This is a genomic window from Pseudomonas prosekii (assembly GCF_900105155.1).
Classification (GTDB): Bacteria; Pseudomonadota; Gammaproteobacteria; order Pseudomonadales; family Pseudomonadaceae; genus Aquipseudomonas; species Aquipseudomonas prosekii.
In genome coordinates, this window is the sequence record NZ_LT629762.1 from 2,240,354 (window position 1) to 2,264,726 (window position 24,373).

The 24,373-nt window shown below is 56.9% G+C and carries 17 protein-coding genes and 1 pseudogene; 3 read left to right on the forward strand and 15 right to left on the reverse strand.

Translation table 11 applies throughout. The features are described 5' to 3' along the window. The first annotated feature begins 122 nt into the window (after positions 1-122). Positions 123-770: a peptide-methionine (S)-S-oxide reductase MsrA gene (msrA, locus tag BLU01_RS10220; RefSeq protein ID WP_092281554.1), complete on the forward strand. Its 648-nt coding sequence runs from the start codon at positions 123-125 to the stop codon at positions 768-770. Between the two features lie 113 nt (positions 771-883). On the opposite strand, the gene BLU01_RS10225 is transcribed toward msrA, so the two are convergent. The 12 genes and pseudogenes from BLU01_RS10225 to putP form a co-directional block, all read right to left on the reverse strand. Then, positions 884-1,723 carry a 23S rRNA (adenine(2030)-N(6))-methyltransferase RlmJ gene (locus BLU01_RS10225; RefSeq protein WP_092274323.1) on the reverse strand — a complete coding sequence of 280 codons (840 nt, stop codon included), beginning with the start codon at positions 1,721-1,723 and terminating at the stop codon, positions 884-886. A 202-nt stretch (positions 1,724-1,925) separates the two neighbouring features. Then, positions 1,926-2,114: a hypothetical protein gene (locus tag BLU01_RS10230; RefSeq protein WP_092274326.1), complete on the reverse strand. Its 189-nt coding sequence runs from the start codon at positions 2,112-2,114 to the stop codon at positions 1,926-1,928. A gap of 304 nt (positions 2,115-2,418) precedes the next feature. Next, positions 2,419-2,796 (reverse strand): hypothetical protein, encoded by a 378-nt coding sequence (locus BLU01_RS10235; RefSeq protein WP_092274328.1) that lies wholly within the window; start codon positions 2,794-2,796, stop codon positions 2,419-2,421. Positions 2,797-3,009: 213 nt separating this feature from the next. Then, positions 3,010-3,426: a hypothetical protein gene (locus BLU01_RS10240; RefSeq protein WP_092274331.1), complete on the reverse strand. Its 417-nt coding sequence runs from the start codon at positions 3,424-3,426 to the stop codon at positions 3,010-3,012. A gap of 11 nt (positions 3,427-3,437) precedes the next feature. Next, a complete protein-coding gene (locus tag BLU01_RS27550; protein ID WP_146198968.1) occupies positions 3,438-3,674 on the reverse strand; it encodes a hypothetical protein in 237 nt (78 codons plus the stop codon). After that, positions 3,674-3,982, reverse strand: coding sequence for a contact-dependent growth inhibition system immunity protein (locus tag BLU01_RS10245; RefSeq protein ID WP_092274334.1), 309 nt, complete (start codon positions 3,980-3,982; stop codon positions 3,674-3,676). The genes BLU01_RS27550 and BLU01_RS10245 overlap by 1 nt, the downstream gene beginning before the upstream one ends. After that, complete coding sequence (locus BLU01_RS10250) at positions 3,979-8,637, reverse strand: RHS repeat protein (RefSeq protein ID WP_092274337.1); 4,659 nt, start codon at positions 8,635-8,637, stop codon at positions 3,979-3,981. The genes BLU01_RS10245 and BLU01_RS10250 overlap by 4 nt, the downstream gene beginning before the upstream one ends. After that, a complete protein-coding gene (locus BLU01_RS10255; RefSeq protein WP_092281556.1) occupies positions 8,637-9,368 on the reverse strand; it encodes a DUF4123 domain-containing protein in 732 nt (243 codons plus the stop codon). Before BLU01_RS10255 ends, BLU01_RS10250 begins: the two co-directional genes overlap by 1 nt. A 230-nt stretch (positions 9,369-9,598) precedes the next feature. After that, positions 9,599-9,991, reverse strand: coding sequence for a hypothetical protein (locus tag BLU01_RS10260; RefSeq protein ID WP_092274340.1), 393 nt, complete (start codon positions 9,989-9,991; stop codon positions 9,599-9,601). A 449-nt stretch (positions 9,992-10,440) separates the two neighbouring features. After that, positions 10,441-10,959 carry a hypothetical protein gene (locus tag BLU01_RS10265; protein ID WP_092274343.1) on the reverse strand — a complete coding sequence of 173 codons (519 nt, stop codon included), beginning with the start codon at positions 10,957-10,959 and terminating at the stop codon, positions 10,441-10,443. A 164-nt stretch (positions 10,960-11,123) separates the two neighbouring features. Beyond that, a pseudogene (locus BLU01_RS10270) lies at positions 11,124-13,133 on the reverse strand (type VI secretion system Vgr family protein); the annotation flags it as partial. A 298-nt stretch (positions 13,134-13,431) separates the two neighbouring features. Further along, positions 13,432-14,916 (reverse strand): sodium/proline symporter PutP, encoded by a 1,485-nt coding sequence (putP, locus tag BLU01_RS10275; protein ID WP_092274349.1) that lies wholly within the window; start codon positions 14,914-14,916, stop codon positions 13,432-13,434. Positions 14,917-15,380: 464 nt separating this feature from the next. Here putP and putA point away from each other — a divergent pair, with 464 nt between their 5' ends. Both putA and BLU01_RS10285 read left to right on the forward strand, forming a co-directional pair. Further along, complete coding sequence (putA, locus tag BLU01_RS10280; RefSeq protein WP_092274352.1) at positions 15,381-19,331, forward strand: trifunctional transcriptional regulator/proline dehydrogenase/L-glutamate gamma-semialdehyde dehydrogenase; 3,951 nt, start codon at positions 15,381-15,383, stop codon at positions 19,329-19,331. A gap of 224 nt (positions 19,332-19,555) precedes the next feature. Further along, complete coding sequence (locus tag BLU01_RS10285) at positions 19,556-21,358, forward strand: acyl-CoA dehydrogenase (RefSeq protein ID WP_092274355.1); 1,803 nt, start codon at positions 19,556-19,558, stop codon at positions 21,356-21,358. Between the two features lie 332 nt (positions 21,359-21,690). On the opposite strand, the gene BLU01_RS10290 is transcribed toward BLU01_RS10285, so the two are convergent. The 3 genes from BLU01_RS10290 to BLU01_RS10300 form a co-directional block, all read right to left on the reverse strand. Further along, positions 21,691-23,643 carry a methyl-accepting chemotaxis protein gene (locus BLU01_RS10290; RefSeq protein ID WP_092274358.1) on the reverse strand — a complete coding sequence of 651 codons (1,953 nt, stop codon included), beginning with the start codon at positions 23,641-23,643 and terminating at the stop codon, positions 21,691-21,693. Between the two features lie 101 nt (positions 23,644-23,744). Then, positions 23,745-24,047, reverse strand: a complete 303-nt coding sequence (locus BLU01_RS10295) for a cell division protein ZapA (RefSeq protein WP_092274361.1) — start codon at positions 24,045-24,047, stop codon at positions 23,745-23,747. Further along, on the reverse strand, positions 24,044-24,274 hold the full coding sequence (locus tag BLU01_RS10300; protein ID WP_054053207.1) for a hypothetical protein: 231 nt from the start codon (positions 24,272-24,274) through the stop codon (positions 24,044-24,046). The genes BLU01_RS10295 and BLU01_RS10300 overlap by 4 nt, the downstream gene beginning before the upstream one ends. Positions 24,275-24,373: the final 99 nt, after the last annotated feature.

Consider the following 24,373-nt stretch of genomic DNA (forward strand, 5'->3'; position numbering starts at 1 on the left):
CGCCCAACTGGGGCAAGCCCCCTCGCCACAGTTCGCTCCCACAGTTGTAGTGATTTACTTGGCATCATTGGGCAAACTGCGTGTCTGACAATTTACATTCAACCTGACTGAGGGGACTGATGATGGTCTTGCGCTCGGAAATTCTGGTGAACAAAAACGTGCTCCCGACTAAAGAACAAGCTCTGCCCGGCCGTGAAACTCCGATGACCCTGCCGGAACGCCACTTCGTCCACGACGCCCCGCTGCTGGGCCCGTTCGTGACTGACGTGGATTTCGCGATCTTCGGCCTCGGCTGCTTCTGGGGCGCCGAACGCAAGTTCTGGCAGCGCGAAGGAGTGGTAAGCACGGTGGTCGGCTACGCCGGCGGCTTCACGCCAAACCCCACGTACGAAGAAGTCTGCTCGGGCCTGACCGGCCATAGCGAAGTGGTATTGGTGGTCTACGAACCGGCGAAAGTCAGCTACCAAGAACTGCTGAAAATGTTCTGGGAATTGCACAACCCGACTCAGGGCATGCGCCAAGGCAACGACATCGGCACGCAATATCGCTCGGTGATCTACGCCACCAACCCGACTCAACTGGACGCCGCCAAGCACAGCGCACAAGTGTTTCAGGCTGAGTTGACCAAGGCTGGCAAAGGCGAAATCACCACCGAAATCGAAGAAGCCCCGACGGTCTACTTCGCCGAGGCGTATCACCAGCAATACCTGGCGAAAAACCCGGAAGGGTATTGCGGGATTGGCGGTACTGGCGTGACTTGCCCGATTTGATTTTCGGACGCTGAAATGCTTCGCGGGCAAGCCTCGCCCCTACAGATCACTCAACCTGTAGGAGCGAGGCTTGCCCGCGAAGACGTCCGGTCAGAGGCCATCAATCCATCTGATCAGCTCTCAGCAATCAACCAATCCATCTGCCACCCGCCCTGCGTTTGCCCAAGCTTTTGCGACAACCACGGCAGCAGCTCACGCAATTCCTCTTCCAGGCCCCACGGCGGATTCGCAATCGCCAGCCCCGAGCCATTCAGACTGTTCGGCGTGTCCAGCGGATGCACCAGCAGCTCCACGCGCAACAACTTCGGCGCGCCCGTGCCGGCCAAGTCCTGATAAAAACGCCGCAACAAACGCTGATCCTTCACCGGATACCAGATCGCCGCCACGGTTTGGCGCATCCGGCCAATCGCTTCTTTCAGCGATGCCGCACAACGCTGCATCTCGTCGAGCTGTTCGAACGGCGGATCAATCAACATCACCGCGCGCTTCTCCTGCACCGGCAACATCGCGCGCGGCACATGCCAGCCCTCGCCCAGGTGAACCTTGACCCGACGATCACCGGCCATGTTGTCCTTGAGCAGCACGCCATCCTCGGGATGCTTCTCGTTGAGCATCACCCGATCCTGCGGCCGCGTCAGCCGCCGCGCCAACTCCGGCGACCCCGGGTAGTAGCGCAACTGGCCATTCGGGTTCATGTCGTGCAACACCTTCATGTAATCGGCGGTCAGCGCCGGCAAATCCGGCTGATCCCACAACCGCGCGATCCCTTCCAGATACTCGCCGGTGCGGCTCGCTTGATCACCCTGCAGGTCATACAGACCAATCCCGGCGTGTGTGTCGAGATAGGCAAACGGCTGGTCCTTGCGCGACATCAGGGCGATGAGGCGGGTCAAAGTCAGGTGTTTGAACACATCGGCATGATTGCCGGCATGGAAGGCGTGACGATAATTCATGATTGCTCCTGCGAAGGCCGGGAAGTTTACCTTGTACCGGCTCGCACGTCAGGGCTTCGCGGCCGAGCGGGCCATCCCACCCCTATTTCGGGCATCACACCAACCCTGTGGCGAGGAGGCTTGCCCCCGTTGGGCTGCGAAGCAGCCCCAAAACCTGCAATCCGGTTATGCCTGACACACCGCACTGCCCGATTTACGACTACTACGCAGGAATGGCACAGAGCAAAGCAAAATCACTAGAAATGAAGGACTGACACTCGATCGAACCGCGCATGGACGAGTCCTCCATCACTTGGGTGACGGCGCGAATTCGGTAGTTGGCAGCGTCATACAAAACATCCAGCGGCGCTTGGGTGTCGACGAACAGGGTTACCGCTTCGTCGAACCACACCAATACCCTCGGGTACTGGCACCGACTGATTGATTACTAGCTTCTGTCCGTACCATCCAGAAAATCAGCAATTTCTTTATTATTCTTATTAATTACTCCTGAAACAGCCTCCACAGTCCCAACGGAGTCAAACCTAGAACATTTTCAAATTTAATTACCCACCGCTCTTCCTGACAATCTATAACTCTATAAAAATGTGACTCTGTTCGAATTCAATTTTTCAATGAAATCGTCTAAAACTGGAAACCCTATCATTTGCCCACAAATAAAATAAAAGCGGGAAAGAGCTAGATTCGTTTGTTGATCAGAAATACACATTAATTCTGTCGACCCTGATCTTTACGAATTGCTCATTGAACTCCGGATAGTCGTAGTGGATTTCCTGCCCCATAAAGTCAACGAAGGATCGGAAGACACTTCCGCCCAAATAACCATACAGAAAGCAGGGGAAGCCGCCGCCTATTATTTCAACGAATCTGTCAGCGCGCTTTTCTGCAACGACGATAAGATTATCATCAGCAAGGACTATATCTAATTCAACGTCATAGGATTTTCCCACCTCGACTTTTTCAGGGCAGTAGCTCGCGAAGCATTTAACTTTCATTCCATTTACGAGCAATAAAACCTCTTCCTCAACGATTGGATCTACTGCCAGTACAACCGCCGCATATTTACTATTCATTTACTGGCCTCACTGTTTTATCACGAGCATCACCGTTTATAGCTTTCCAAGACTCTTTCCCGCTTTTCAAAAATCGAAAACACAGCCTGCATTAACCGTCCGATCAAGCACGACACAGTTTCCTCTTCCTCAATAACTTTCAACACAACAATCCCTGACCGATTAAAGACCATAGCCATGATTAAAATGCAAAGTTGAAAAACGCACTTATGCTCACCAAGCTGAAGTATCTTCAAGGCTGGCCTTGTGAAGATCTTCCATCCACTCTTCGCTAGCCAGCCTATAGATATCCTCAAAAAAACCACGAGCATCATTTATTTGCGTTTCATCCCAAGCTACGCAAGTATTTTCTTCAAAATCACTTTCAAACTGCGCTGAAAAATCAAACTCCGGAATCCTTAGAGCGCCCTCGAGCACCTTGAATAATAAAAATTTGTGTCTATACGTAAGATCGTCAAACCTCGTCAGGATATAGTTCCCAATAACAATTTCTCTATCGATTTTGTTATTCGGATTATATGCCGACAAAGCGACGCCCAACGTTTCCTCGAGATCATAGGTAGAAATACCTCCAAGCCAATACGAAAGCATCGGCTCAAAAGGAAGATCAAACATGGGCCACTTCAACATTGCACTCTTCCCTAATCCGGTAATGCGGTATATGGTTTTTTGATATCTAGCCTGCGAAACCTGACTTCAGAGTAATTCAACTCATCTACATATTTTGGATTTTTTTGCTCCTTTTTATTTGGTTTATAGCCTCTACCTGCGCCCGGCGTTTCTTTCCTTACAACAGGATCTCCGCCATTAGTAAAGCCGCTACAAGCTGAAGGAAACTTCCGATGGACTTGTCCGAAAATATCGCTACCGCCGGTCATCAGGAACGATCAAGTCTCTCAGCCAACCTATCGACAATATGTTGCATCCAACACATGCCTGACTCCCACACATTCCAATAGCAGTAGTAACAGCTCAACTCTCTCAACAAGTAGCCTCTTAGCTCCACCTCATCTTTCCCCAGATTAAGCAAAGCGCTAATTTCTCCTCGAATAGCAACGAGATCTTCCAAGTCAGAGTCAGCTAAAAAAGCATCAATTACTTGCTCAGCGGTCTCATGCTCCACCATCCAATCCTGGTGAAAATAGGCTCCCAAAAACTGATGTAGCTCTGGAAATTGCTTATTCATATCTCTGGGAATCCTGTTAATAAAAAATACCCTTCAGGAAGACGCGGCTCTTTTATCAAGATCAACAACACCCTGGATGCAGGCAATGAACTGGTGTGCCCGTTGAGCACGCTAACTCCAATTGGATGTGGAAACTGATGCGTTATCATCGTTTTTCCTTTGCTACTCCTAAGGAATTTCTCAATACGCTGTTTGTTGTCAGCTAACGCCTTCGCCACTGTAGCCTCAGCAAAAGCTCGATCCAGAAATGTTGAGGCAGCAGGGATGTTTGGCTCGTCAGACAGCCGTTGTAATAGCTGCGTATCTGTCCGCCCCACATGCTTTGCAATAAGGTGCCCTCCCTGAGCCTCATGCGCAGCCAGTCCGCCACCCGGAACAATTTCACTGTACGGCCCTTCTACGTCTCCCGGACATGGCCCACATGCCAACCCCAACGGATCAACCCACCCCGTGGGATTCGGCGTGTATTGATATTGGTTTAACCCACCCGCCAATTTGATCGGGTCGGGCGTCAGGTATCGGCCGACATCCGGATCATAGTACCGATGCCGGTTGTAATGCAGCCCGCTCTCGGGATCAAAGTACTGCCCCTGAAAGCGCAGCGGCTGTTCAAGTTGTTCGCCTGCCCCGTGTGTCAGGCGAGTGACTTTGCCGTAAGCGTTGTATTTCGCGGACCATACAATTTCGCCGCTGTAGTCGGTCAGTTCCTGCGGTGTGCCTAGTTGATCGAGTTGGTAGTAGAACGGACAAGCCTTGCGCGGGCCTTTGCCGTCGAGCATGGCGATCGGGCGGAACGTGCCGGGTTCGTAAACGTAGCTGCGGTAATGTTCGCGGCTGCTTTCGGCGACAACTTGATCGCCCTGCCAGAAAAACTCTGTAGTTTTGCCGTCGACTGTTTTGGCGATGCGCCGACCGAACGCGTCGTAACGATAAGTTGCACAGCGGCCATCCGCAGTTGTGACGCCGATGAGGCGATGCTGGCAGTCGTAGCGATACTCGGTGACGAGTTTTTGCCCGGTGCCGCGACGTTCGCGGATCAAATTGCCGAAGGCGTCGTAGTCGTAATGCCGATCACCCTGCATCAATAACCGATTGCCCCGCACTGTTGCTGCGCCTGGACGGTCCTGCATCAGCAAGTTGCCCGCCGGATCATGGGCGAAGCTTTCCGGTGGATCGTCGCGGGTGTGGCGCACGCGGGTCAGGCGATCCAGCGAATCATATTGATAGCTACGTTGGCCGTGGCGGGTGTCAGCGATGCTGTCGAGATTGCCGTTGGCGTTGTAGGCATAGTCGCGGCGATACAGCGCTTGGTGTTTTTGGCTGACGGCGTGGGCTTTCAATCGCCCCTGATCGTCGTAGGAATATTCACTGAGCAGCAGGCCTTGCTGGCGCTGTTGCTCGCGTCCAAATGCAAATTGGTGGGTGGTCAGCCGCGCGCCGTTGAGGTCGATGGCGCTGAGTACGCCGCCCTTGGCATGGTGGTAGTCGAGTTTGCTGTTGTCCGGCAGGCGTAAATGGTTGAGCTGCCCGCAGGCGTCGTAGCCATAGCGCAAGGTGCCCCAGCCTTGGTGTTCGGTGATGAGGCGATCCTGGCGGTCGTATTCGAATTCCAGCGGATGGTCGTGGCCGTCGTCGACGCCGATCAATCGACCGAGGCGGTCGTAGCGGTATTCGACTTTGATGCCGTCGGGCAGCGTTTTGACTAATAAGCGCCCTGCCGCATCGCGTTCGTAGGTGGTGACGAGCGTTGAGCCGTCGTCGCCGAATTCGGTTTTCTCCAGCAAGTGGCCGTTGAGGTCGTAGGCATACGCCGTGCGCTGCCCGTCGAATGCGGTTTCCTGTCGGATCAATCCATTGGGCGTGTAGTCCAGCAGATATTTTTCACCGGATTCGTTCTCGATTTCTGTGAGAAGCAGCTGCGCATTGTCGTAGCGATACTTGAGCTGAGTGCCGTCCGGGTTGATACGACGGCTGACCAGATGCAGGTCTTCGGCGTACTCGTAACGGGTGATACGGCCAAGTTCATCCTGCTCGGCGGTGATCTGGCTGTAGGCGTTGTAGCTATAGGCGCGTGTTGCACCTGTAGGAAATGTCGTGTGGATAAGTCGGCCAATGGCGTCCCACTGGTAACGAGTGACAGCGCCATGTTCGTCACGCCGGGTAATCCGCCGCCCGAGTACGTCGTAGGAATAGTGCCGCTGACCACCATTTGGCAGCGTCTCTTCCAACAGTTGCCCTAGGCCATCCCATACGAATACATGGCGACTAATGTCCGGATAACGGATCGACAGCAGCCGCCCTTGCGGGTCGTAGTGGTAATGGGTGATCTGCCCGTCAGGGTCGATGGCTTCGGTGACATCGCCCTGCGCGTTGCGCCGGTATTTCCACACCGCGTCGCCGCGATAGCGTGCGTGTAGGAATCCGTTGCGATACTCGTAGGCCGTTGGTTCATCTGCCGGCGGAATCAGCGCCACCAGATGTCCGACTTCGTCGTAGTGATATTCAGTAATGGCGCCGAGCGCGTCCTGCTCGGCGATCAAGCGCCCTTCGTCGTCGTAGGATTTGAGGTGTTCGCCACCGTCCAATTCGACTTTGCGCACCAGCCGCGCGCGGTCGTCATGGACGTAAACCTCTTCGCTGCCGTCGACGTTGGTAACAGTGACGCTGCCCTCGTCATCCCAGACGTAGCGTGTGTCCATTTGCGAAAAAGATGCCCAATGCCGGACGCATCGCGCAGCCTTGCCCGACTTTTCCCACGCCCAAAAGAAACTCGCCCCACCGGTCAATTGCCGCTGGAGGATGACGTGTTGCTCGTCGTAGTCGTAGCGCTCGCTTTCGCCGGCCGCGTTAGTGGCTTCGATCAGGTGATCGCGCTCGTCGTAGCGGTAAGTCGCCAGCGTTTGTTCGGTGTGCCAAGCCTGATCGAGGGTCTCAGCCGGGCGAAACTGTTGGTAATCGATAGCAACAAGATGTGAGCGGTCGTAGCGCAACAGCAGGGCGCGACCGGCGCCGTTTTCGAGGCGTTTGATCCGGCCTGAACGGTCGCGACTGATGCGCAAGCGGTTGTCGTATCCGTCGCTGACCGCTGTAAGAAAACCGTTCTGGAAGTGAAAGAAACGTGTTTCTTCACCGGCCTGGGCAAGGATCAGTTCTTCGGCTCGATCGCCTAGATAAATCGCCGCTCGCGAGAGGCTGTTATGGATCGCCGGCCGTGCGCTGTTTGGTAGCGGAAACGCAGTGCGGCGGTTTTCGTGATCGATCCAGATGACTTGTTCGCCATCAACTTCCAATCGATGGGCGAGGCTGTGACTCCAGCCATAACCGAGGCCGCTGTCGATCTCGGCGGCACTTGTGCGGTAGAGCCGGGTGAAGTCGAACGGCAATATTCCATTCAGCGAACCGTCGGTAAGCGTGAGCAACTCTTCGCCGGTGACCATCGACACCGGGCAGTTGTTAGTGCAAGTAAGCGGCACACAATCAGCGCTGTCACCGTTGGGGTTTTCCGCTTGATCGGGAGCGTCGTCGTGGCGCTGGTCTTGTTTTAGCGAGGTATTGCGCCGCGCATTCCAGTTCAACTGCATCCGGCCTTTTTTCATGCCGGCAGCCACGCCTCGGGCCGCAATTTTTTTGTAGCGGTCAACGTACTCCATGAAGTTGTCGATGATCTTGACCATCGCTTTCACGAAGCCCATAGCCGCCTGGAAGATGCGCGCGCCGTACCTCACCAAGCGCACTGTCAGCCACGCGATGCCTATACCGACCACACTCAAGACCAGACCAATCAACAGGTCGATAACCAGCCCGACAATCAACTTGCTAGTTGCCTCGGCGGACGATTCAAACAGCTGCGATGTCGGTATTGCGTCGAGCCATAAAATCGCAGTCCGCACCAAGAGGAAAAGTGCAGCCTCGTCGCTGGCCAGCAACATGGCCTTTTCCATCATCAGCGGCGCACTTTCAGCCAGTTTGACCAACTGTTCAGCGCTCTCGCCGAGCTTCTCGAGGTAAGCATTCGGGTCCTTGAGAATGTCGCTCAGTTCGCCGATTTCATCCCAGACCCCGACGATCGCCGCCCATCCACCGGCGAGCATTCCCCTGCCCGTCGCCGCCAGAGAGGCGGACGCCGACTGCTGCGACGACTGCGGTTTGAAGCCCTCCCATTCCTTGCGTAACCAGCTTTCAAGTTGCTTGTTCAGCCCATCATAAGAAGAGAAAAGCTCTTCGACTTGCTCGGGCGTTATCGCACTGTGAACATGCACGCGGTAGAACTTGCCGGCGATCCCTTTGAACTGCCCTTTGCCGTTTTCATCGAGCGTAATCGGCGTCGTTTCGCCGCCATCCATCGCGATGACATCGACCTGAATGTTGCCGACGGGAATGTCGTAGACCGATTCAAACTTGCTCTCGATTTCGAGAATTCCGCTGTTCGGGCATTGCGCAACACTGGAGAGAAAGTCGTCGTCGGTACTGCTGACAAGAGTGGTGGTGTGCCCCAGTTTTATGACCCGCTCCATGTTCATCAGCGAAGGCAAATCATTGGCGCGACTTCCCGCGTCTGCGAGGCGGATAAACCAGTGTTTCAGCTGTTCGCGATAGAGCGTCAAAGTGTTCGGAAAGCTGTCGAGCTCCTGCTCGATATAGGTGATCTGATCCATCAATCCAGTTCCGCCGTCAGGTAGTCGATCAAGGCTTGTTTGGGTACTTGCGGCAGCTCCGGCGCCTCGAGAAAACTCGCGACTTTGCGCCGCAACACGTTGTCGGAAAATGCTTCAAACAAGTCCGGACGGTCTTCGCTCAGCCATTTCAGCAAGTTGTTGATGCGGGTGATGGCGGACTGCGCTGCAAGTTCTTCGAGCAACTTTTCGGGGACTTGCCACCAAGGAGAAACACGCGAGGTTTTCAGCGCGCGACCACCGATGTCGAACGCGTGACCATTGATCAGGCATCGCCTGATCAGCGGCATCAACTCGGACGCCCGAACCTCTGTGGATTGCAGGATGGGCAATAGATAGCGCCCATCCCAGAAGCGGAAAAACACTGGCTCGCCGTTGGGCAACAGCGCCTGGGTGAGCGAACGAAAATGCTCGACCAGCGCCTCAGGGCTCGCAGAAGAAATCACCAACCAACCCCAGTCACGCGATTCAGTAGCGGCGACCCATTCCAAAAACTCACTGCCAGCGGCGACGATTCCCACATACGGCATCACCTCTTCCCACTCGGCATAGGGCGTGCCGGCCCAGATCGGGTTCGGGGCTTGAGCAGTTACTGAATGCCGCCAGGCCTTGAATGGCTCGGCCGCGCTGGCGTTACTGAATATTGCGAACAGTTTTTCATCATTTTCCAAAGGACTAAGTTGCAACCAATGACTTGGACTTACTGTATTCATGACGAGCGCCCGTGCAGCGCCCGAAAAATCGAGTGCGCTGTTATCAACAATCAATAGAAGTATTTTTATGGAACCAGCAGATGCCACTCTTGAAAGTGCTGCCAGCACTTAGCCAGTGCAACGCCTTACAAACAGACTTACTTTAACCAGCCGTTGTAGTTACCGATGATCACGCCAATTATGGCAATCACGTACATACGTGACATTTTTGTTTGCCCCCCGGGTCTATGTCACTCAATCCAGCCCATATATTTGCGCCCGATTAAGAACACAATCATCGAAACCCCACTTCCCAGTGATGCGATGTAAAAAAAGCGGATCATCCCCAGTAACCCTCTAGGAAAACTCAGATAATCCTCCTTATCCAAAGCGCCACTCTTAATCGCCCACGACGGAAACACCAAAAAAGATCCCACTCCAATCAAAACAAAGTAAATCCCAGCCAGCCCACCGCTTAAAAAAGACTTCCGCGCCAAAACTCCTTGGGAATTACTAAGAAATCCCATGATTTTCTGCATCTGAAAAAAATAAAGATAGACATGACCGAAGATAGATATAAACCCCAAGCCAAAAAACAAGCCTCCAAAAGTCAGAACGAACCAAACTTCATGATCGTTCGTCATCGATAGATATCCCCAAGTGATGTCTCTCCCATTTTTATCCGTTCGCCTAATCGCCCAATGTCCCCGATCACGCCCACCTCTGATAGTTACCAAAGATAACAAAGATCACACAAATAACGCTCAGCACAACCATCAAAATTCCGCAAGATTCAATAGCTCGCTTCAGCCCCACAGGAAAATTTTCATAATCTTCTAAGCTCAAGTCACCGCATTTCACAGACTGACGCGAAAAAACAAACAATGTGCTTATGCAATTCATAAGCAATAACCTACTGATTGGATCTATACCCAGCGATCTTTTTTTATCATTACGGCATGGGAATTCCCAAGATTTTGTAAAATCTTGTCCATACAGAAATAAGCCATATATAAAAAAATAACCATTACAAACAGAATCGAGACAATTAAAACCATACCAACACTCAGATATATAGTTTCAGACAGTGTTTTCACTTCATTGCCTCGTGTATGACTTCTCCAAATGTTTCGCCTACGTGACCTAATTCGTCACCGAAGACGGCAACGCCCAACCCAGTCATAACAAGTCCGCAAGCAACTCCGCCGAGTCCTACAGTGCTAGCGCCTATCGCGACGCATGCTGCTCCACCGGAGAATGCACCGGCGTACCCGCCAACGAGGATTCCACCGAATTTCCCTGACTCTGTAAACTTCACCTTGCGACAGGCCTCTTCATTACCAACGCGACAAGTTTCTTTCACTTTAAGAACTGATGCCGTGGCTTGTAACCCAACCCCAACCCACCCTCCCATCTTGATAACCTTCCCAGCCTTACTCACCCCATCAATATGCGTCGCATACCCAGGAATCCCTCCCGCCGTTCCAGCCTTACTCCAGTGATGCACAAGACTGCGGCTGGATATTCCCAGCGCATTTTTCAGTTTTGGATGATCCGCAATTCCCACACCCTTGCGCACCAATGGCCCGAGGCTGTTATCCAACTGCCCCATCAACCTCTTGCGCTCGGTAAAGAAGTCCGCGCCCTGGAGTTTGCAAACAAAATTGACTCAAGCGCAGACCGAGACATGCCCTGCTCCACGATATGGAAACCCGGTTCGACGGTTGACGCGGGTGCTGTGGTTGAGGCCTTTGAACCACTGGTCAAAGTGTTCGGCGAAGGGCACATCCCATCCTTGCAACGCTCACACTCCTCACAAAACGGCGCATCGCTTTTCAAGCTCATCACCTGCGCGGCACTCAGCAGCGCCGCCGGGGCCGCCGCGAGTTTCAACGGGATGTCCGGTGAAATCGGTGCAGCGGCCAGCGCCGCCATTGGTGCGCCGCCGACCTGGATCGGTACGCTGCTGAAGATGCCGCCGGGGCCGATGTTGATCCACTGTCCGCCGGCCTGAATGGTTGCGCTGGCGCCGCCATCGATGACCACTTGCTCGCCGGCGCTGACGTGGAATTGCTGGCTGGCGCTGAGGGTTTGGCTGGCGACGCGAATGTGTCGGTCGCCGCTCACCAGCAGGTGGTCGTCCTGTTTCACTTCGGTTTGGCGTTGGCCGTGGGTGATGCGTTGCTCGTCGGCCTTCAATTCATGGCGGGCGATGCCGGTGACTACGATGCTGCGGGCGTTATCGACTTGTACCTGTTGATCATTCAGTACGTGCTGGGTCCAGTTTCGCTGGGCGCGCAGGTAAATTTCCTCGGCGCCCTTGCGATCTTCGATGCGCAATTCGTTGAAGCCACCACCGACGGGGCTGCTTTGGCTGCGGAAAATGCTGCGGGTTTTGTCGGCCGGCAGGTCGAGCGGCACCGGCGTCGCGGCGTTGGGCAGGCAGCCCATCACCAGCGGTTTATCGGCATCGGCGTCGACGAAACCGACCAGCACTTCCATGCCGACCCGCGGGATCAATACGCTGCCGTAGCGGTCGTGCGCCCAACCGGTGGCCACACGCAACCAGCAACTGGAGTGCTCGTTGAGCTGGCCATCGCGGTCCCAGGCGAGTTGGACTTTGACTCGGCCGTACTCGTCGCAATGGATTTCGCTGTCGGCCGGGCCGGTGACCACAGCAGGTTGATAGCCGAGCATGCGTGGCTTGTCCGGCCCCAGCGGCGGACGAAAGACAACGTCCCACGGTGTCGCGAGAAAGGTATTACGGTAGCCCTGGAATTCTCCGTCGTCGGTGGCGGACTCTTCCAGCACTTGCGGCTGGCGAGCATGGTGTTCGATCTGCGTGATCAGCCACAGATCATTCCAGGCCTGACGCGGGTGCTCCGCCAGTTGCAGGAAATGTCCGCAAACCAATGCCGATTGATCGCTGCTGCCTTCAGCCTGACGGAAGTCCGCGCCGTGGCGTTCGAGGGTTCTTTGTGTGAGTTTTTTGCCGTAGTCGCGGTCGGTGAATTGGCCCGGAAAGTGGTAGTCCTCGAGCACCGGCAGTTGCTCGTTGTCGAGGCGGCTTTCGAGTTGCACGCCGGGCTTTTTGAAGTCGTAGTCGCGACGTGTTACGGCTGTAGTCCGGGTTTCCACTCGCACGCTGAAACGCTTGATCGCCGGTTCACGGGCGGCCATGCCGCTACCGGGCAGGTACAGGGTGGATTCGGGCAGGCGCGGGAAAACGGTTTGGTCGTCGCCGAACACCAGCAGATGGCCGTCGGGGCTGTGCTGGAAGTGGAAGTGAATGCCGACCTCGGCGCATAAGCGCTGGATGAATGCCAGGTCGCTTTCGGCGTATTGCACGCAGTACTCGCGGTCGGCGTAGTCGCTGCCGAGCTGGAATTCGAAGGCATCGCGCTGGATGCCGTGGTCCTTGAGGATTTGCGCGATGATGTCCGGCACGCTTTTGTGCTGGAAGATCCGCTGATTGATGCGGTGGCCAAGGTAGGTCAGGCGCGGTACGAGAGTGACTTGGTAGCGTGTCAGACGTTTACCGGAATCGCCTTGGCCGACGCGATAAATCTGACCGTGGATACCGCAACCTTGTGCATCGAAACTCAGAAATGCCTGACGGTGCAGCAGGCTTTCGAGTTCGAGGTCGGGCCGTTCACTGACCAGCTCAAGGTCAAAATGGAAGGGTTGGCTGACGGCTTCCTTGCCCGTGAACTCAAGCACCTTGAGCTCATTCTGGACGCCTTCGAGGGTCAACGTGAAACGCGGTTGATTGGCAGGCGCGAACATCCGATGTGTCTCTGCAGAATGAAGGCGGGCGATTCTGCATGAGCATCAAGGGCGTTTGAGCGGAGCTCAGGAAAATCAGATTTGCCCTACTTGCTTAGAGGATTTTCCTGAAGGGAACAGTACGTTTGGCTACAGACATTCTCTGCTTATGGACTGTGTTGAGGCGGATGACGCCATCGCGAGCAAGCTCGGCTCCCACGGGTTTTGCAGGCCATCGCGCATAAAAAAACGGCCCGCGTCCTATCAGGAAGCGGGCCGTTTTTGGCAGTGGCGGCTCAGGGCATTACGCCCTGCCCGATCACTTGTTCAGGCGGAAATCTTTCTCGGCGGCAGCGAAGCGTTGCAGCATGCCTTGAGTCGGAGCGCCCATTTTGCTGACGAAGTAGATCGCCAGGCTGGCGAAGATGAAGCCTGGGATGATTTCGTACAGGCCCAGCAGTTCGAAGTGTTTCCAGACGATCACGGTGATCGCGCCGACCAGGATCCCGGCCAGTGCGCCGTTGCGGGTCATGTCTTTCCAGATCACCGAGATCAGCACAACCGGACCGAATGCAGCACCAAAACCGGCCCAAGCGTAGCTGACCAGACCGAGTACGCGGTTATCCGGGTTGGACGCCAACGCGATCGCGATCAAAGCAACCAGCAACACCATGGCGCGACCGACCCACACCAGCTCGACTTGCGAAGCAGTTTTGCGCAGGAAGGTTTTGTAGAAGTCTTCGGTCAGCGCGCTCGAGCACACCAGCAATTGGCAGCTCAGGGTGCTCATGACGGCAGCCAGAATGGCCGACAGCAACACACCGGCGATCCATGGGTTGAACAGCAGTTTGGCCAGTTCGATAAACACGCGCTCGTGGTTTTCGGTCACAGGACCGGCCACTTCCGGGTGCGCCGAGAAGTAAGCGATACCGAAGAAACCGACCGCGACGGTGCCGCCCAGGCACAGGATCATCCAGGCCATGGAGATGCGACGCGCCTTGGCGATCGACTTCACCGAATCCGCCGCCATGAAGCGCGCAAGGATGTGCGGCTGGCCGAAGTAGCCCAGGCCCCAGCCCATCAGCGAAATAATGCCGATGAAAGAGGTGTTTTTCAGCATGTCGAAGTTGCTTGGGTCTTGCGCTTCGATGGCCAGGAACGTGGTGTCAACGCCACCAGTGGCCAGCAGCACGATGATCGGCGTCAGCAACAGGGCGAAGATCATCAGCGTGGCTTGGACGGTATCGGTCCAGCTCACTGCGAGGAAACCGCCGACAAAGGTGTAGGCAATTGTCGCTGCGGCACCGGCCCACAGCGCCGTTTCGTAGGACATGCCGAAAGTGCTTTCGAACAGACGAGCGCCAGCGACGATGCCGGAAGCGCAATAAATGGTGAAGAACACCAGAATCACGATCGCCGAGATGATCCGCAACAGGCCGCTTTTATCTTCGAAACGGCTGGAGAAGTAATCCGGCAGGGTCAAGGCATCGCCGTTGTGCTCGGTCTGCACGCGCAGACGGCCGGCGACGAACAGCCAGTTCAGGTAGGCACCGACGATCAGGCCGATGGCAATCCAGCTTTCGGAAAGACCGGACATGTAGATTGCGCCCGGCAGGCCCATCAACAACCAGCCGCTCATGTCCGAAGCACCGGCGGACAAAGCTGTCACGACGCTGCCCAGGCTGCGACCGCCAAGGATGTAGTCAGAAAGGTTGTTGGTGGAGCGATAGGCCATGAAGCCGATCAGCACCATTGCTGCGATGTAGATCACGAACGTGATCAGTGTTGGATTGCTAACGCTCATACGAAGGATGCCCTGGCTTTGTTTTTATGTAGCGGCGAAGTGTGAAACGCCGACAAACGACAATGTTTGATCAGACGATTTCCGGCCCCGCGCATTTATGACTGATGTTTCCCCAGGAAAGCCATCAGCCGGTACACCTGTCTCATCGGACCGGTTGCACCTTGGGCGCGAATCCTATTCAACAATCCAAATAAGGTGCAACCAGTTTCTCGAGAATAAGTTGCACCTAGTCGGAATTACCGCCGAACGCCCCGTTTTTGCTCCCTTTTAAGGCAGTCCGGCGGTTTTACTAGAAGTAAATGCACCAAGCAGAAGCAGTACGTTCGTACCGGAATTTAATTCCTGACGAGCTGCTTATTATTCCGACAAAAAAAGGGTTGCACCCGGTTGCACCTCGATCAGCGCGCAGCTAATCTTGCGGCCAGCTGATGCCACGCAATCGTGGCAAACATGAGGATAAAAATATGGCTACCACCACCCTTGGGGTCAAACTTGATGACCCAACCCGCGAGCGCCTCAAGGCTGCCGCGACCTCGATTGATCGCACGCCACACTGGCTGATCAAGCAGGCAATTTTCAATTACCTGGAAAAACTCGAGGGTGGTGCAACCCTGACCGAGCTGAGCGGTTTGACCAAGGACGCCGACGATGCCGTCGATGCGCCAACGGATCACGCCCACCAGTGCTTCCTCGAATTCGCTGAAAGCATCCTGCCGCAATCGGTTCTGCGCGCTTCGATCACCTCCGCGTACCGTCGCCCTGAGCCGGAAGTCGTGCCGATGCTGATCGAGCAGGCGCGTCTGCCGGCGGCGATGGCTGAAGCCACCAACAAACTCGCTTCCTCGATTGCCGACAAACTGCGCAATCAGAAAAGTGCTGGCGGCCGTGCAGGCATTGTTCAGGGCTTGTTGCAGGAATTTTCCCTGTCGTCCCAGGAAGGCGTGGCGCTGATGTGCCTGGCCGAGGCGCTGCTGCGCATCCCGGACAAAGGCACCCGCGACGCGCTGATCCGCGACAAGATCAGCACCGGCAACTGGCATCCGCATCTGGGCAACAGCCCGTCACTGTTCGTCAACGCCGCCACGTGGGGCTTGTTGCTGACCGGCAAACTGGTCGCCACCCACAATGAAACAGGTTTGACCTCGTCTCTGAGCCGCATCATCGGCAAGAGCGGCGAGCCGATGATCCGCAAGGGCGTCGACATGGCCATGCGCCTGATGGGCGAGCAGTTCGTCACCGGCGAAACCATCGCCGAAGCCTTGGCCAACGCCAGCAAGTTTGAATCCAAAGGTTTCCGTTACTCCTACGACATGCTCGGTGAAGCGGCGCTGACCGAACACGACGCGCAGAAGTACCTGGCCTCGTACGAACAAGCCATTCACTCGATCGGCAAAGCGTCGCACGGGCGTGGGATTTATGAAGGCCCGGGTATTTCGATCAAGCTGTCGGCACTGCACCCGCGTTACAGCCGTGCGCAGTACGAGCGCGTGATGGAAGAGCTGTACCCGCGCCTGTTGTCGCTGACCTTGCTGGCCAAGCAGTACGACATCGGTTTGAACATCGACGCCGAAGAAGCCGATCGTCTCGAACTGTCGCTGGATCTGCTTGAGCGCCTGTGCTTCGAGCCGCAACTGACTGGCTGGAACGGCATCGGTTTCGTCATCCAGGCTTACCAGAAGCGTTGCCCGTACGTGATCGACTACGTGATCGACCTGGCTCGCCGCAGCCGTCATCGCTTGATGATCCGCCTGGTGAAAGGCGCGTACTGGGACAGCGAAATCAAGCGCGCCCAAGTCGAAGGCCTGGAAGGTTATCCGGTCTACACCCGCAAGGTGTACACCGACGTTTCCTACATTGCCTGTGCGCGCAAACTGCTGTCGGTGCCGGAAGTCATCTATCCGCAATTCGCCACCCACAATGCGCACACCCTGTCGGCTATTTACCATATCGCCGGTCAGAACTATTACCCCGGCCAGTACGAATTCCAGTGCCTGCACGGCATGGGCGAACCGCTGTACGAACAGGTTGTAGGCAAAGTTTCCGAAGGCAAGTTGAATCGTCCGTGCCGCGTGTACGCTCCGGTCGGTACTCACGAAACACTGCTGGCGTATCTGGTACGGCGTCTGCTGGAAAACGGCGCGAACACCTCGTTCGTCAACCAGATTGCCGATCAGTCGATTTCGATTCAGGCGTTGGTCGCCGACCCGGTGGCCAGCATCGAGCAGATGGCTACCGTGGAAGGCGGTTTCGGTCTGCCGCACCCGCGCATTCCGCTGCCGCGTGACCTGTACGGTGCCGAGCGCGCCAACTCCAGCGGCATCGACATGGCCAACGAACATCGTTTGGCCTCGCTGTCCTGCGCGCTGCTGGCCACCGCGCACAACAACTGGAAAGCCGCGCCGATGCTCGGTTGCGTTTCCAGCACGGAAACCCCGGCGCCGGTGCTCAACCCGTCCGACCTGCGTGACGTGGTCGGCCATGTGCAGGAAGCCACTGTCGAAGACGTTGATAACGCGATCCAGTGCGCCTTGAACGCCGCACCGATCTGGCAGGCCACCCCACCGGCCGAACGCGCGGCGATTCTCGAACGTGCTGCCGATTTGATGGAAGGCGAGATTCAGCCGCTGATGGGCCTGCTGGCTCGCGAAGCCGGCAAGACCTTCGCCAACGCCATCGCCGAAGTGCGCGAGGCCGTGGACTTCCTGCGTTATTACGCGGTGCAGGCACGCAACGATTTCAGCAACGACGCGCACCGCCCATTGGGTCCGGTGGTCTGTATCAGCCCGTGGAACTTCCCGTTGGCGATCTTCAGTGGCCAGGTTGCTGCGGCATTGGCCGCCGGTAACCCGGTCCTCGCCAAGCCTGCCGAACAGACGCCGCTGGTGGCCGCGCAAGCCGTGCGTTTGCTGCTTGAAGCCGGGATTCCCGAAGGCGTGCTGCAACTGCTGCCGGGCCGTGGCGAAACCGTTGGCGCGCGTCTGGTCGGTGACGATCGGGTCAAAGGCGTGATGTTCACCGGTTCCACCGAAGTCGCGCGTTTGCTGCAACGCAACGTCGCTGGTCGTCTTGATGCACAAGGTCGGCCGATTCCGCTGATCGCCGAAACTGGCGGGCAGAACGCGATGATCGTCGACTCTTCGGCGCTCACCGAACAAGTGGTCATCGACGTGGTTTCGTCGGCCTTCGACAGCGCCGGCCAACGTTGCTCGGCCCTGCGCGTGCTGTGCTTGCAGGAAGATTCCGCCGACCGTGTCATCGAAATGCTCAAAGGCGCGATGGCTGAATGCCGTCTCGGCAACCCAGAGCGTCTGTCCGTGGACATCGGCCCGGTGATCGACGCCGAAGCCAAGGCTGGCATCGAGAAACACATTCAGGGCATGCGCGACAAAGGTCGCAATGTCTACCAGGTAGCCATCGCCGATGGCGAAGAAGTCAAACGCGGCACCTTCGTGATGCCAACGCTGATCGAACTGGAAAGCTTCGATGAGCTACAACGCGAGATCTTCGGTCCAGTGCTGCACGTGGTTCGTTACAAGCGCAAAGACCTCGACCAGTTGATCGGCCAGATCAACGCTTCCGGCTACGGCCTGACGCTGGGCGTGCACACGCGCATCGACGAGACCATCGCCAAGGTGATCGATAACGTCAACGCCGGTAACGTTTATGTGAACCGCAACATCGTCGGCGCAGTGGTTGGCGTGCAACCGTTCGGCGGCGAAGGTTTGTCGGGCACGGGGCCTAAGGCTGGCGGCCCGCTGTACCTGTACCGTCTGTTGTCGACACGTCCTACCGATGCCATCGAACAATCCTTCGCTCGCGGCGACGCTATCGTTGCCCCGGACGTGCGTTTGCGCGATGCCATGAGTAAGCCGCTGACCGCCCTGCAAGCCTGGGCCGACAGCCAGAAACTGGCGGAACTGAGCGCGTTGTGCGTGCAGTTTGCGGCGCAATCGCAGAGCGGCATTACCCGTGTGCTCGCCGGCCCGACTGGCGAACGCAACAGCTACGCGATCCTGCCGCGCGAACACGTGTTGTGCCTGGCAGAAGTCGAAGGCGATTTGCTCACGCAACTGGCGGCAGTATTGGCTGTAGGCGGTTCGGCGGTATGGCCGGAAGCTGACTTGACCAAGGCATTGTTCGCACGTCTGCCGAAGGAAGTTCAGGCGCGGATCAAGCTGGTTTCCGACTGGAGCAAGGACGAAGTGGTGTTTGATGCGGTCCTGCATCACGGCCATTCCGACCAATTGCGCGCGGCGTGCCAGCAAGTGGCCAAACGTGCCGGGTCGATTGTCGGGGTTCACGGCTTGTCGCAAGGCGAAACCAACATCGCGCTGGAACGCCTGGTGATTGAGCGGGCTTTGAGTGTTAACACTGCTGCGGCGGGTGGTAACGCGAGCTTGATGACTATCGGCTAAACCCTGGTAAACCCTTGTGGGAGCGAGCTTGCTCGCGATGACGGCAGCACATCCGACACAGATGTGACTGACACACCGCCATCGCGAGCAAGCTCGCTCCCACATTTGTTTTGTGGCGCCTGCTAAGTCGTCGCGCGGCTCCACCATCACGCTTATCAATCATCCTGTTCAGCCCTCCCCGCGCGTGCCTAGACTCGGTCCATTCCCAAAAAAGGTAGGCCGACATGTCCGAGACGTTGCTCAGTTCCCGCAATCTGGCTTTCGAGCTGTATGAAGTCCTCGATGCCGAGGGCCTGACCCAGCGTGAGCGGTTCGCCGAGCACAATCGCGAAACGTTCGATGCCGCCATCAGCACCGCGCGCAGCATCGCCGAGAAGTTCTTCGCCCCGCACAACCGCAAGAATGACGAAAACGAGCCGCGCTACGAGAACGGTGAAGCGATCCTCATTCCGGAAGTGAAACCTGCCGTGGATGCCTTCCTGGAAGCCGGTTTCCTCAACGCTGCGCGTAGCTTCGATGCCGGCGGCATGCAACTTCCGACCTTGCTCTCGCAAGCGTGCTTCGCGCACTTTCAATCAGCCAACGCGGCGTCCACCTCCTACCCCTTCCTGACCATGGGCGCGGCCAACCTGATCGAAAGTTTCGGCACCGAGGAGCAAAAGCAGCGCTTCCTGCAACCGATGATCGACGGGCGATTCTTCGGCACCATGGCGCTGACCGAACCGCACGCCGGCTCATCGTTGTCGGATATTCGTACACGCGCCGAGCCAGCGTCTGACGGCAGTTATCGACTCAAGGGCAACAAGATCTTCATCTCCGGCGGCGACCATCCGCTCTCGGAAAACATCGTGCACATGGTGCTGGCCAAATTGCCGGACGCGCCGGCCGGGGTGAAGGGCATTTCGCTGTTTATCGTGCCCAAGTTTCTGGTCAACGATGACGGCAGCCTCGGCCAACGCAACGACGTGTTGCTGGCCGGCCTGTTTCACAAGATGGGCTGGCGCGGGACCACGTCTACCGCGCTGAACTTCGGCGATAACGGCGAGTGCGTCGGTTATCTGGTCGGCAAGCCGCACCACGGTTTGAGCTACATGTTCCAGATGATGAACGAGGCGCGGATCGGCGTCGGCATGGGCGCGGTGATGCTCGGTTACGCCGGTTACCTGTACTCGCTGGACTACGCGCGCGAACGCCCACAGGGTCGGGTGCCGGACAGCAAAGACCCGAATACCGCGCCGGTGGCGATCATTCAGCACGCCGACGTCAAGCGCATGCTGCTTACGCAAAAGGCCTACGTCGAAGGCTCGTTCGACTTGGGCCTGTACGCGGCGCGGTTGTTTGATGACACCACCACACTGGAAACCGCAGAGGCGCGCAAACAGGCGCATGAACTGCTGGATTTGCTCACGCCGATCGTCAAATCCTGGCCGTCGGAGTTTTGCCTGAAGGCCAACGAACTGGCGATCCAGATTCTCGGCGGCCACGGTTACACCCGCGAATACCCGGTGGAGCAGTATTACCGCGACAACCGGCTGAACCCGATTCACGAAGGCACCCACGGCATTCAGTCGCTGGACTTGCTGGGGCGTAAATTGGCGCAGAACGGCGGCGCCGGACTCAAGCAACTGATCCGCCTGATCGCCAATACCGCCGAGCGTGCGCAGGCGTATGAATCGTTGACCGCGCTGCGTGAGCCGCTGGAAAAACTGGTCGCGCGCCTGCAAACGGTGACCATCGGTTTGCTGACCGATCTGGGCCAGGGCAAGGTCAATACCAGCCTGGCGAATTCGGCGCTGTACTTGAAAGTGTTCGGGCACACGGTGATTGGCTGGCGTTGGCTGGAACAGGCGATCCGCGCCGAGGAAGGATTGGCCAAATGCAATGCGGCGGATGTCAGCTTCTATAAAGGCAAGCTGCAAGCGGCGCGCTATTTCCTGACATGGGAAGTACCGGGTTGCCACCACGAACTGGCGATTCTCGAGGCGCGCGATGATGTGTGCCTGGGAATGCAGGATGAGTGGTTTTGACCTTCAGAAATGTCGTCTGCCTTGAAAACCAACCCCTCACCCCAGCCCTCTCCCCAAAGGGGAGAGGGGGAAAGGGAGCCGATCTTCATGGTTTTCAAAGCCTGAGTTCGACTCGATGTTTCAGGTCGATGTAACCCGAAAGAACAACCCGGTCAGCCCCCTCTCCCCAGTGGGGAGAGGGGAAAGGGAGCCGATCTTCATGGTTTTCAAAGCCTGAGTTCGACTCGATATTCCAGGTCGATGTAACCCGAAAGAACAACTCGGTCAGTCCCCTCGCCCCTCGGGGAGAGGGCTAGGGTGAGGGGGCAGTCGTTACTGACACACCACAAACCTCACTTCAACCGAAACCCGCCCATCTGTCGCGCGAGGTCATCGGCCAATCGCTGCAACGTCTGACAGTCTTCACGACACGCTCTCACCTCCCCGGCCGTCGCTCGCGCCAGATCGGAAATCCCTTGCACGTTGCGGTTGATCTCTTCGGTCACCGCCGACTGTTCTTCGGTGGCGGTCGCCACTTGGTGGTTCATGTCGCTGATACGCTCGATCTGCCCGGTAATCGCCGTCAACGAAATGCCGGTGCGCTGGCTCGATTCAACACCGGTGCCGGTTGCAGCCTGGCCCGAATGCATTGAGGAAACAGCATTCTCCGCGCCCTGCTTGAGGCTGCCGATCATCTGCTGAATCTCATCGGTCGACGACTGCGTGCGCCGCGCCAACGTCCGCACTTCATCCGCCACCACCGCAAACCCACGGCCCATGTCGCCGGCCCGCGCCGCTTCGATGGCCGCGTTCAGCGCCAGCAAGTTGGTCTGCTCAGAGATGCCGCGAATCACCGCCAACACTTGATCGATCGACGCCACCTGCTGCGCCAACTCACCCACCGCCGTCGCCGCAACGCCGATTTCGTCGGACATGCTTTCAATGTGGCGGATCGAACCGCCAACCACTTCGCGCGCCTGCATCGCTTCATCGCGCGCGGTTTGCGAGGCGACGGCAGCGCTGCCGGCGTTCTGCGCGATTTCCTGCACAGTCAGGCCCATTTCGTGAACGGCGGTGGCGACCATTTCGGTCATTTCCTGCTGACGCCCGGAGCGCTCGGCAGTGTTATCCACCACTTTCGACACCTGGCCGACGGCGGTGCGCAATTGTTCGCTGGTGGCGAGGACTTCGCCGATCATGCCGCGCTGACTGTCGAGGAAGCGGTTGAAGCCGCGCGCGAGGTCGCCCAGCTCATCGGCGCGACTGGAATCTAACCTGTGGGTCAAATCTCCACCACCGCTACCGATTGCTACCAGCGCCGCTGTTACCTGGCGGATCGGCCGCACCAAACCACGGGCCAGCAACACCACCAGCAACAGACACACCAGCGCCACCGCGAGGCCAATCGCGCTGCTCATCCACATGGCGCGGCGTGCTTCGGCGTAAATCTGCGACTGTGGCACTTCTGCCACAAGGGTCCAGCCGAGGTCGCGCAGCGGCAGGCTGAGCGCCAGGAAATCTTCGCCATCGCGGGTAAAACTGCTGCTGGTGGCAGATGCTTTTGAGGTAGCGGGATGACCCATCAAAGAGGCTGCCGCTGGGGCGCCAATCTGTTCTGCCAGAGAACGCTTGCCGCTGAATTGCGCCTCCGGGTGAACCTGGATCAAACCGTCGGAACGCACCAGATAGACTTTGCCGCGCTCACCGAAGCTGAAATTGTGGATCAGCTCCGACAGCTCTTTCATGCTCAAACCGAGCCCGGCAACGCCCACGACTTTGCCGGCCTGCTCGACTTTGAGGTCGATGAACAGCGCCAATTCTCCGGTCGCGATGTCGGTATCAATATTGAGGGTGCGCGGCTGGTTGCTGTCGAGGAACGTATAGAACCAGGCGTCTTTGGGGTTGGATCGGCTCAGCGTGCGGTCCAGGCCTTTTTCCGTGAAGTAATGGTTGGACGCGGTGCCGATGATCAGCGCGGTAAACGCCTTGTGCTCGGCGCGAATGCTTTCCAGGTACTTCACGAAGGTGTCGGTCTGGGCACTGTTTTCGCCCTCGGCCAACCAGTCGCGCACCATGCTGTTGCTGGCGATGTCCTTGGCGGCGGTGAGGGGCTGAACGAGGATGCGCTCGATGTCGTTGCGCATCGCTTCGATGCTTGAAGGCAGCGCTTGCTCGACCAGATAACTCTGGGCGAGGCGGTTGACCACGAGGGTATAAACGCCAATCACGATCAGAATACTGACCAGCAGGGCGGTGCCCATCCCCAAGATCAACTGCCACTGAATGCTGCGTCGCCAGAACTGCATGGAACACCCCCAAAGAATAAGTGGCTGAAACACTGCAACAGCCGTGCCGATTGTATACAACCCAAACGACAATTTTATTCTTTGGTTGTGCTCAACACCGATCAGGCCTGATTGATCGTCTTGGAGATCACTTCAACCGTGGCGCTGACTTGCTCTTGGTAACGGTCGAGTTCGAGTTGGTGCTGCTTTTTCATTTCGATCTGCTGCGAGCACAGGTTCATCGCAGCCAGCACCAGCAAGCGATCACCGATCAGCGTCGGGTATTTGCGCTTGGTGTCGGCTAACGCGGCTTTCAACATCAGTGCGGCGTCCAGCAGGGTTTGCTCTTCCCCGGCCGGTGCCTTGATCGAGTAGTCCTCCCCCAGGATCGAGACGACTTTCACCCCTGCGGCGCCCTGGTTCATGCGCTGACAGGGCCGGCGCTGACGCGCTCAACCAAGGCCTGGATACGCGCGGCGGTCGCGCCTTGTTTCTCTTCCTGTTCCATCAGGCTCAGTTGCAGGCTTTCGTTTTCATCCTTGGCCTGGGCCAGTTCTGCGCTCAGGGTCTGGTTGGTGCCGAGCAGGCTCTGGTTCTGTTGCACCAGGTCGCTGACCAGTTGTTCCAATTGACTTAGGGATGCTTCCAACATTTTGATTTTCCAAGCTTTTTCAAAGGGCGCGTACGATAAAGAAAAGTCACCACGGATGCCAGGGTTATTGGGCCGCAAGGCCTTGATTTCACTGGCGGG

Bases quoted from the DNA above. Each gene is read 5' to 3' on its own strand.
- msrA (WP_092281554.1), top strand. From the start codon at position 123: ATGGTCTTGCGCTCGGAAATTCTGGTGAACAAAAACGTGCTCCCGACT.
- BLU01_RS10225 (WP_092274323.1), bottom strand. From the start codon at position 1,723: ATGAATTATCGTCACGCCTTCCATGCCGGCAATCATGCCGATGTGTTC.
- BLU01_RS10235 (WP_092274328.1), bottom strand. From the start codon at position 2,796: ATGAATAGTAAATATGCGGCGGTTGTACTGGCAGTAGATCCAATCGTT.
- BLU01_RS10240 (WP_092274331.1), bottom strand. From the start codon at position 3,426: ATGTTGAAGTGGCCCATGTTTGATCTTCCTTTTGAGCCGATGCTTTCG.
- BLU01_RS27550 (WP_146198968.1), bottom strand. From the start codon at position 3,674: ATGACCGGCGGTAGCGATATTTTCGGACAAGTCCATCGGAAGTTTCCT.
- BLU01_RS10245 (WP_092274334.1), bottom strand. From the start codon at position 3,982: ATGAATAAGCAATTTCCAGAGCTACATCAGTTTTTGGGAGCCTATTTT.
- BLU01_RS10250 (WP_092274337.1), bottom strand. From the start codon at position 8,637: ATGGATCAGATCACCTATATCGAGCAGGAGCTCGACAGCTTTCCGAAC.
- BLU01_RS10255 (WP_092281556.1), bottom strand. From the start codon at position 9,368: ATGAATACAGTAAGTCCAAGTCATTGGTTGCAACTTAGTCCTTTGGAA.
- BLU01_RS10260 (WP_092274340.1), bottom strand. From the start codon at position 9,991: ATGACGAACGATCATGAAGTTTGGTTCGTTCTGACTTTTGGAGGCTTG.
- BLU01_RS10265 (WP_092274343.1), bottom strand. From the start codon at position 10,959: ATGGGGCAGTTGGATAACAGCCTCGGGCCATTGGTGCGCAAGGGTGTG.
- putP (WP_092274349.1), bottom strand. From the start codon at position 14,916: ATGAGCGTTAGCAATCCAACACTGATCACGTTCGTGATCTACATCGCA.
- putA (WP_092274352.1), top strand. From the start codon at position 15,381: ATGGCTACCACCACCCTTGGGGTCAAACTTGATGACCCAACCCGCGAG.
- BLU01_RS10285 (WP_092274355.1), top strand. From the start codon at position 19,556: ATGTCCGAGACGTTGCTCAGTTCCCGCAATCTGGCTTTCGAGCTGTAT.
- BLU01_RS10290 (WP_092274358.1), bottom strand. From the start codon at position 23,643: ATGCAGTTCTGGCGACGCAGCATTCAGTGGCAGTTGATCTTGGGGATG.
- BLU01_RS10295 (WP_092274361.1), bottom strand. From the start codon at position 24,047: ATGAACCAGGGCGCCGCAGGGGTGAAAGTCGTCTCGATCCTGGGGGAG.
- BLU01_RS10300 (WP_054053207.1), bottom strand. From the start codon at position 24,274: ATGTTGGAAGCATCCCTAAGTCAATTGGAACAACTGGTCAGCGACCTG.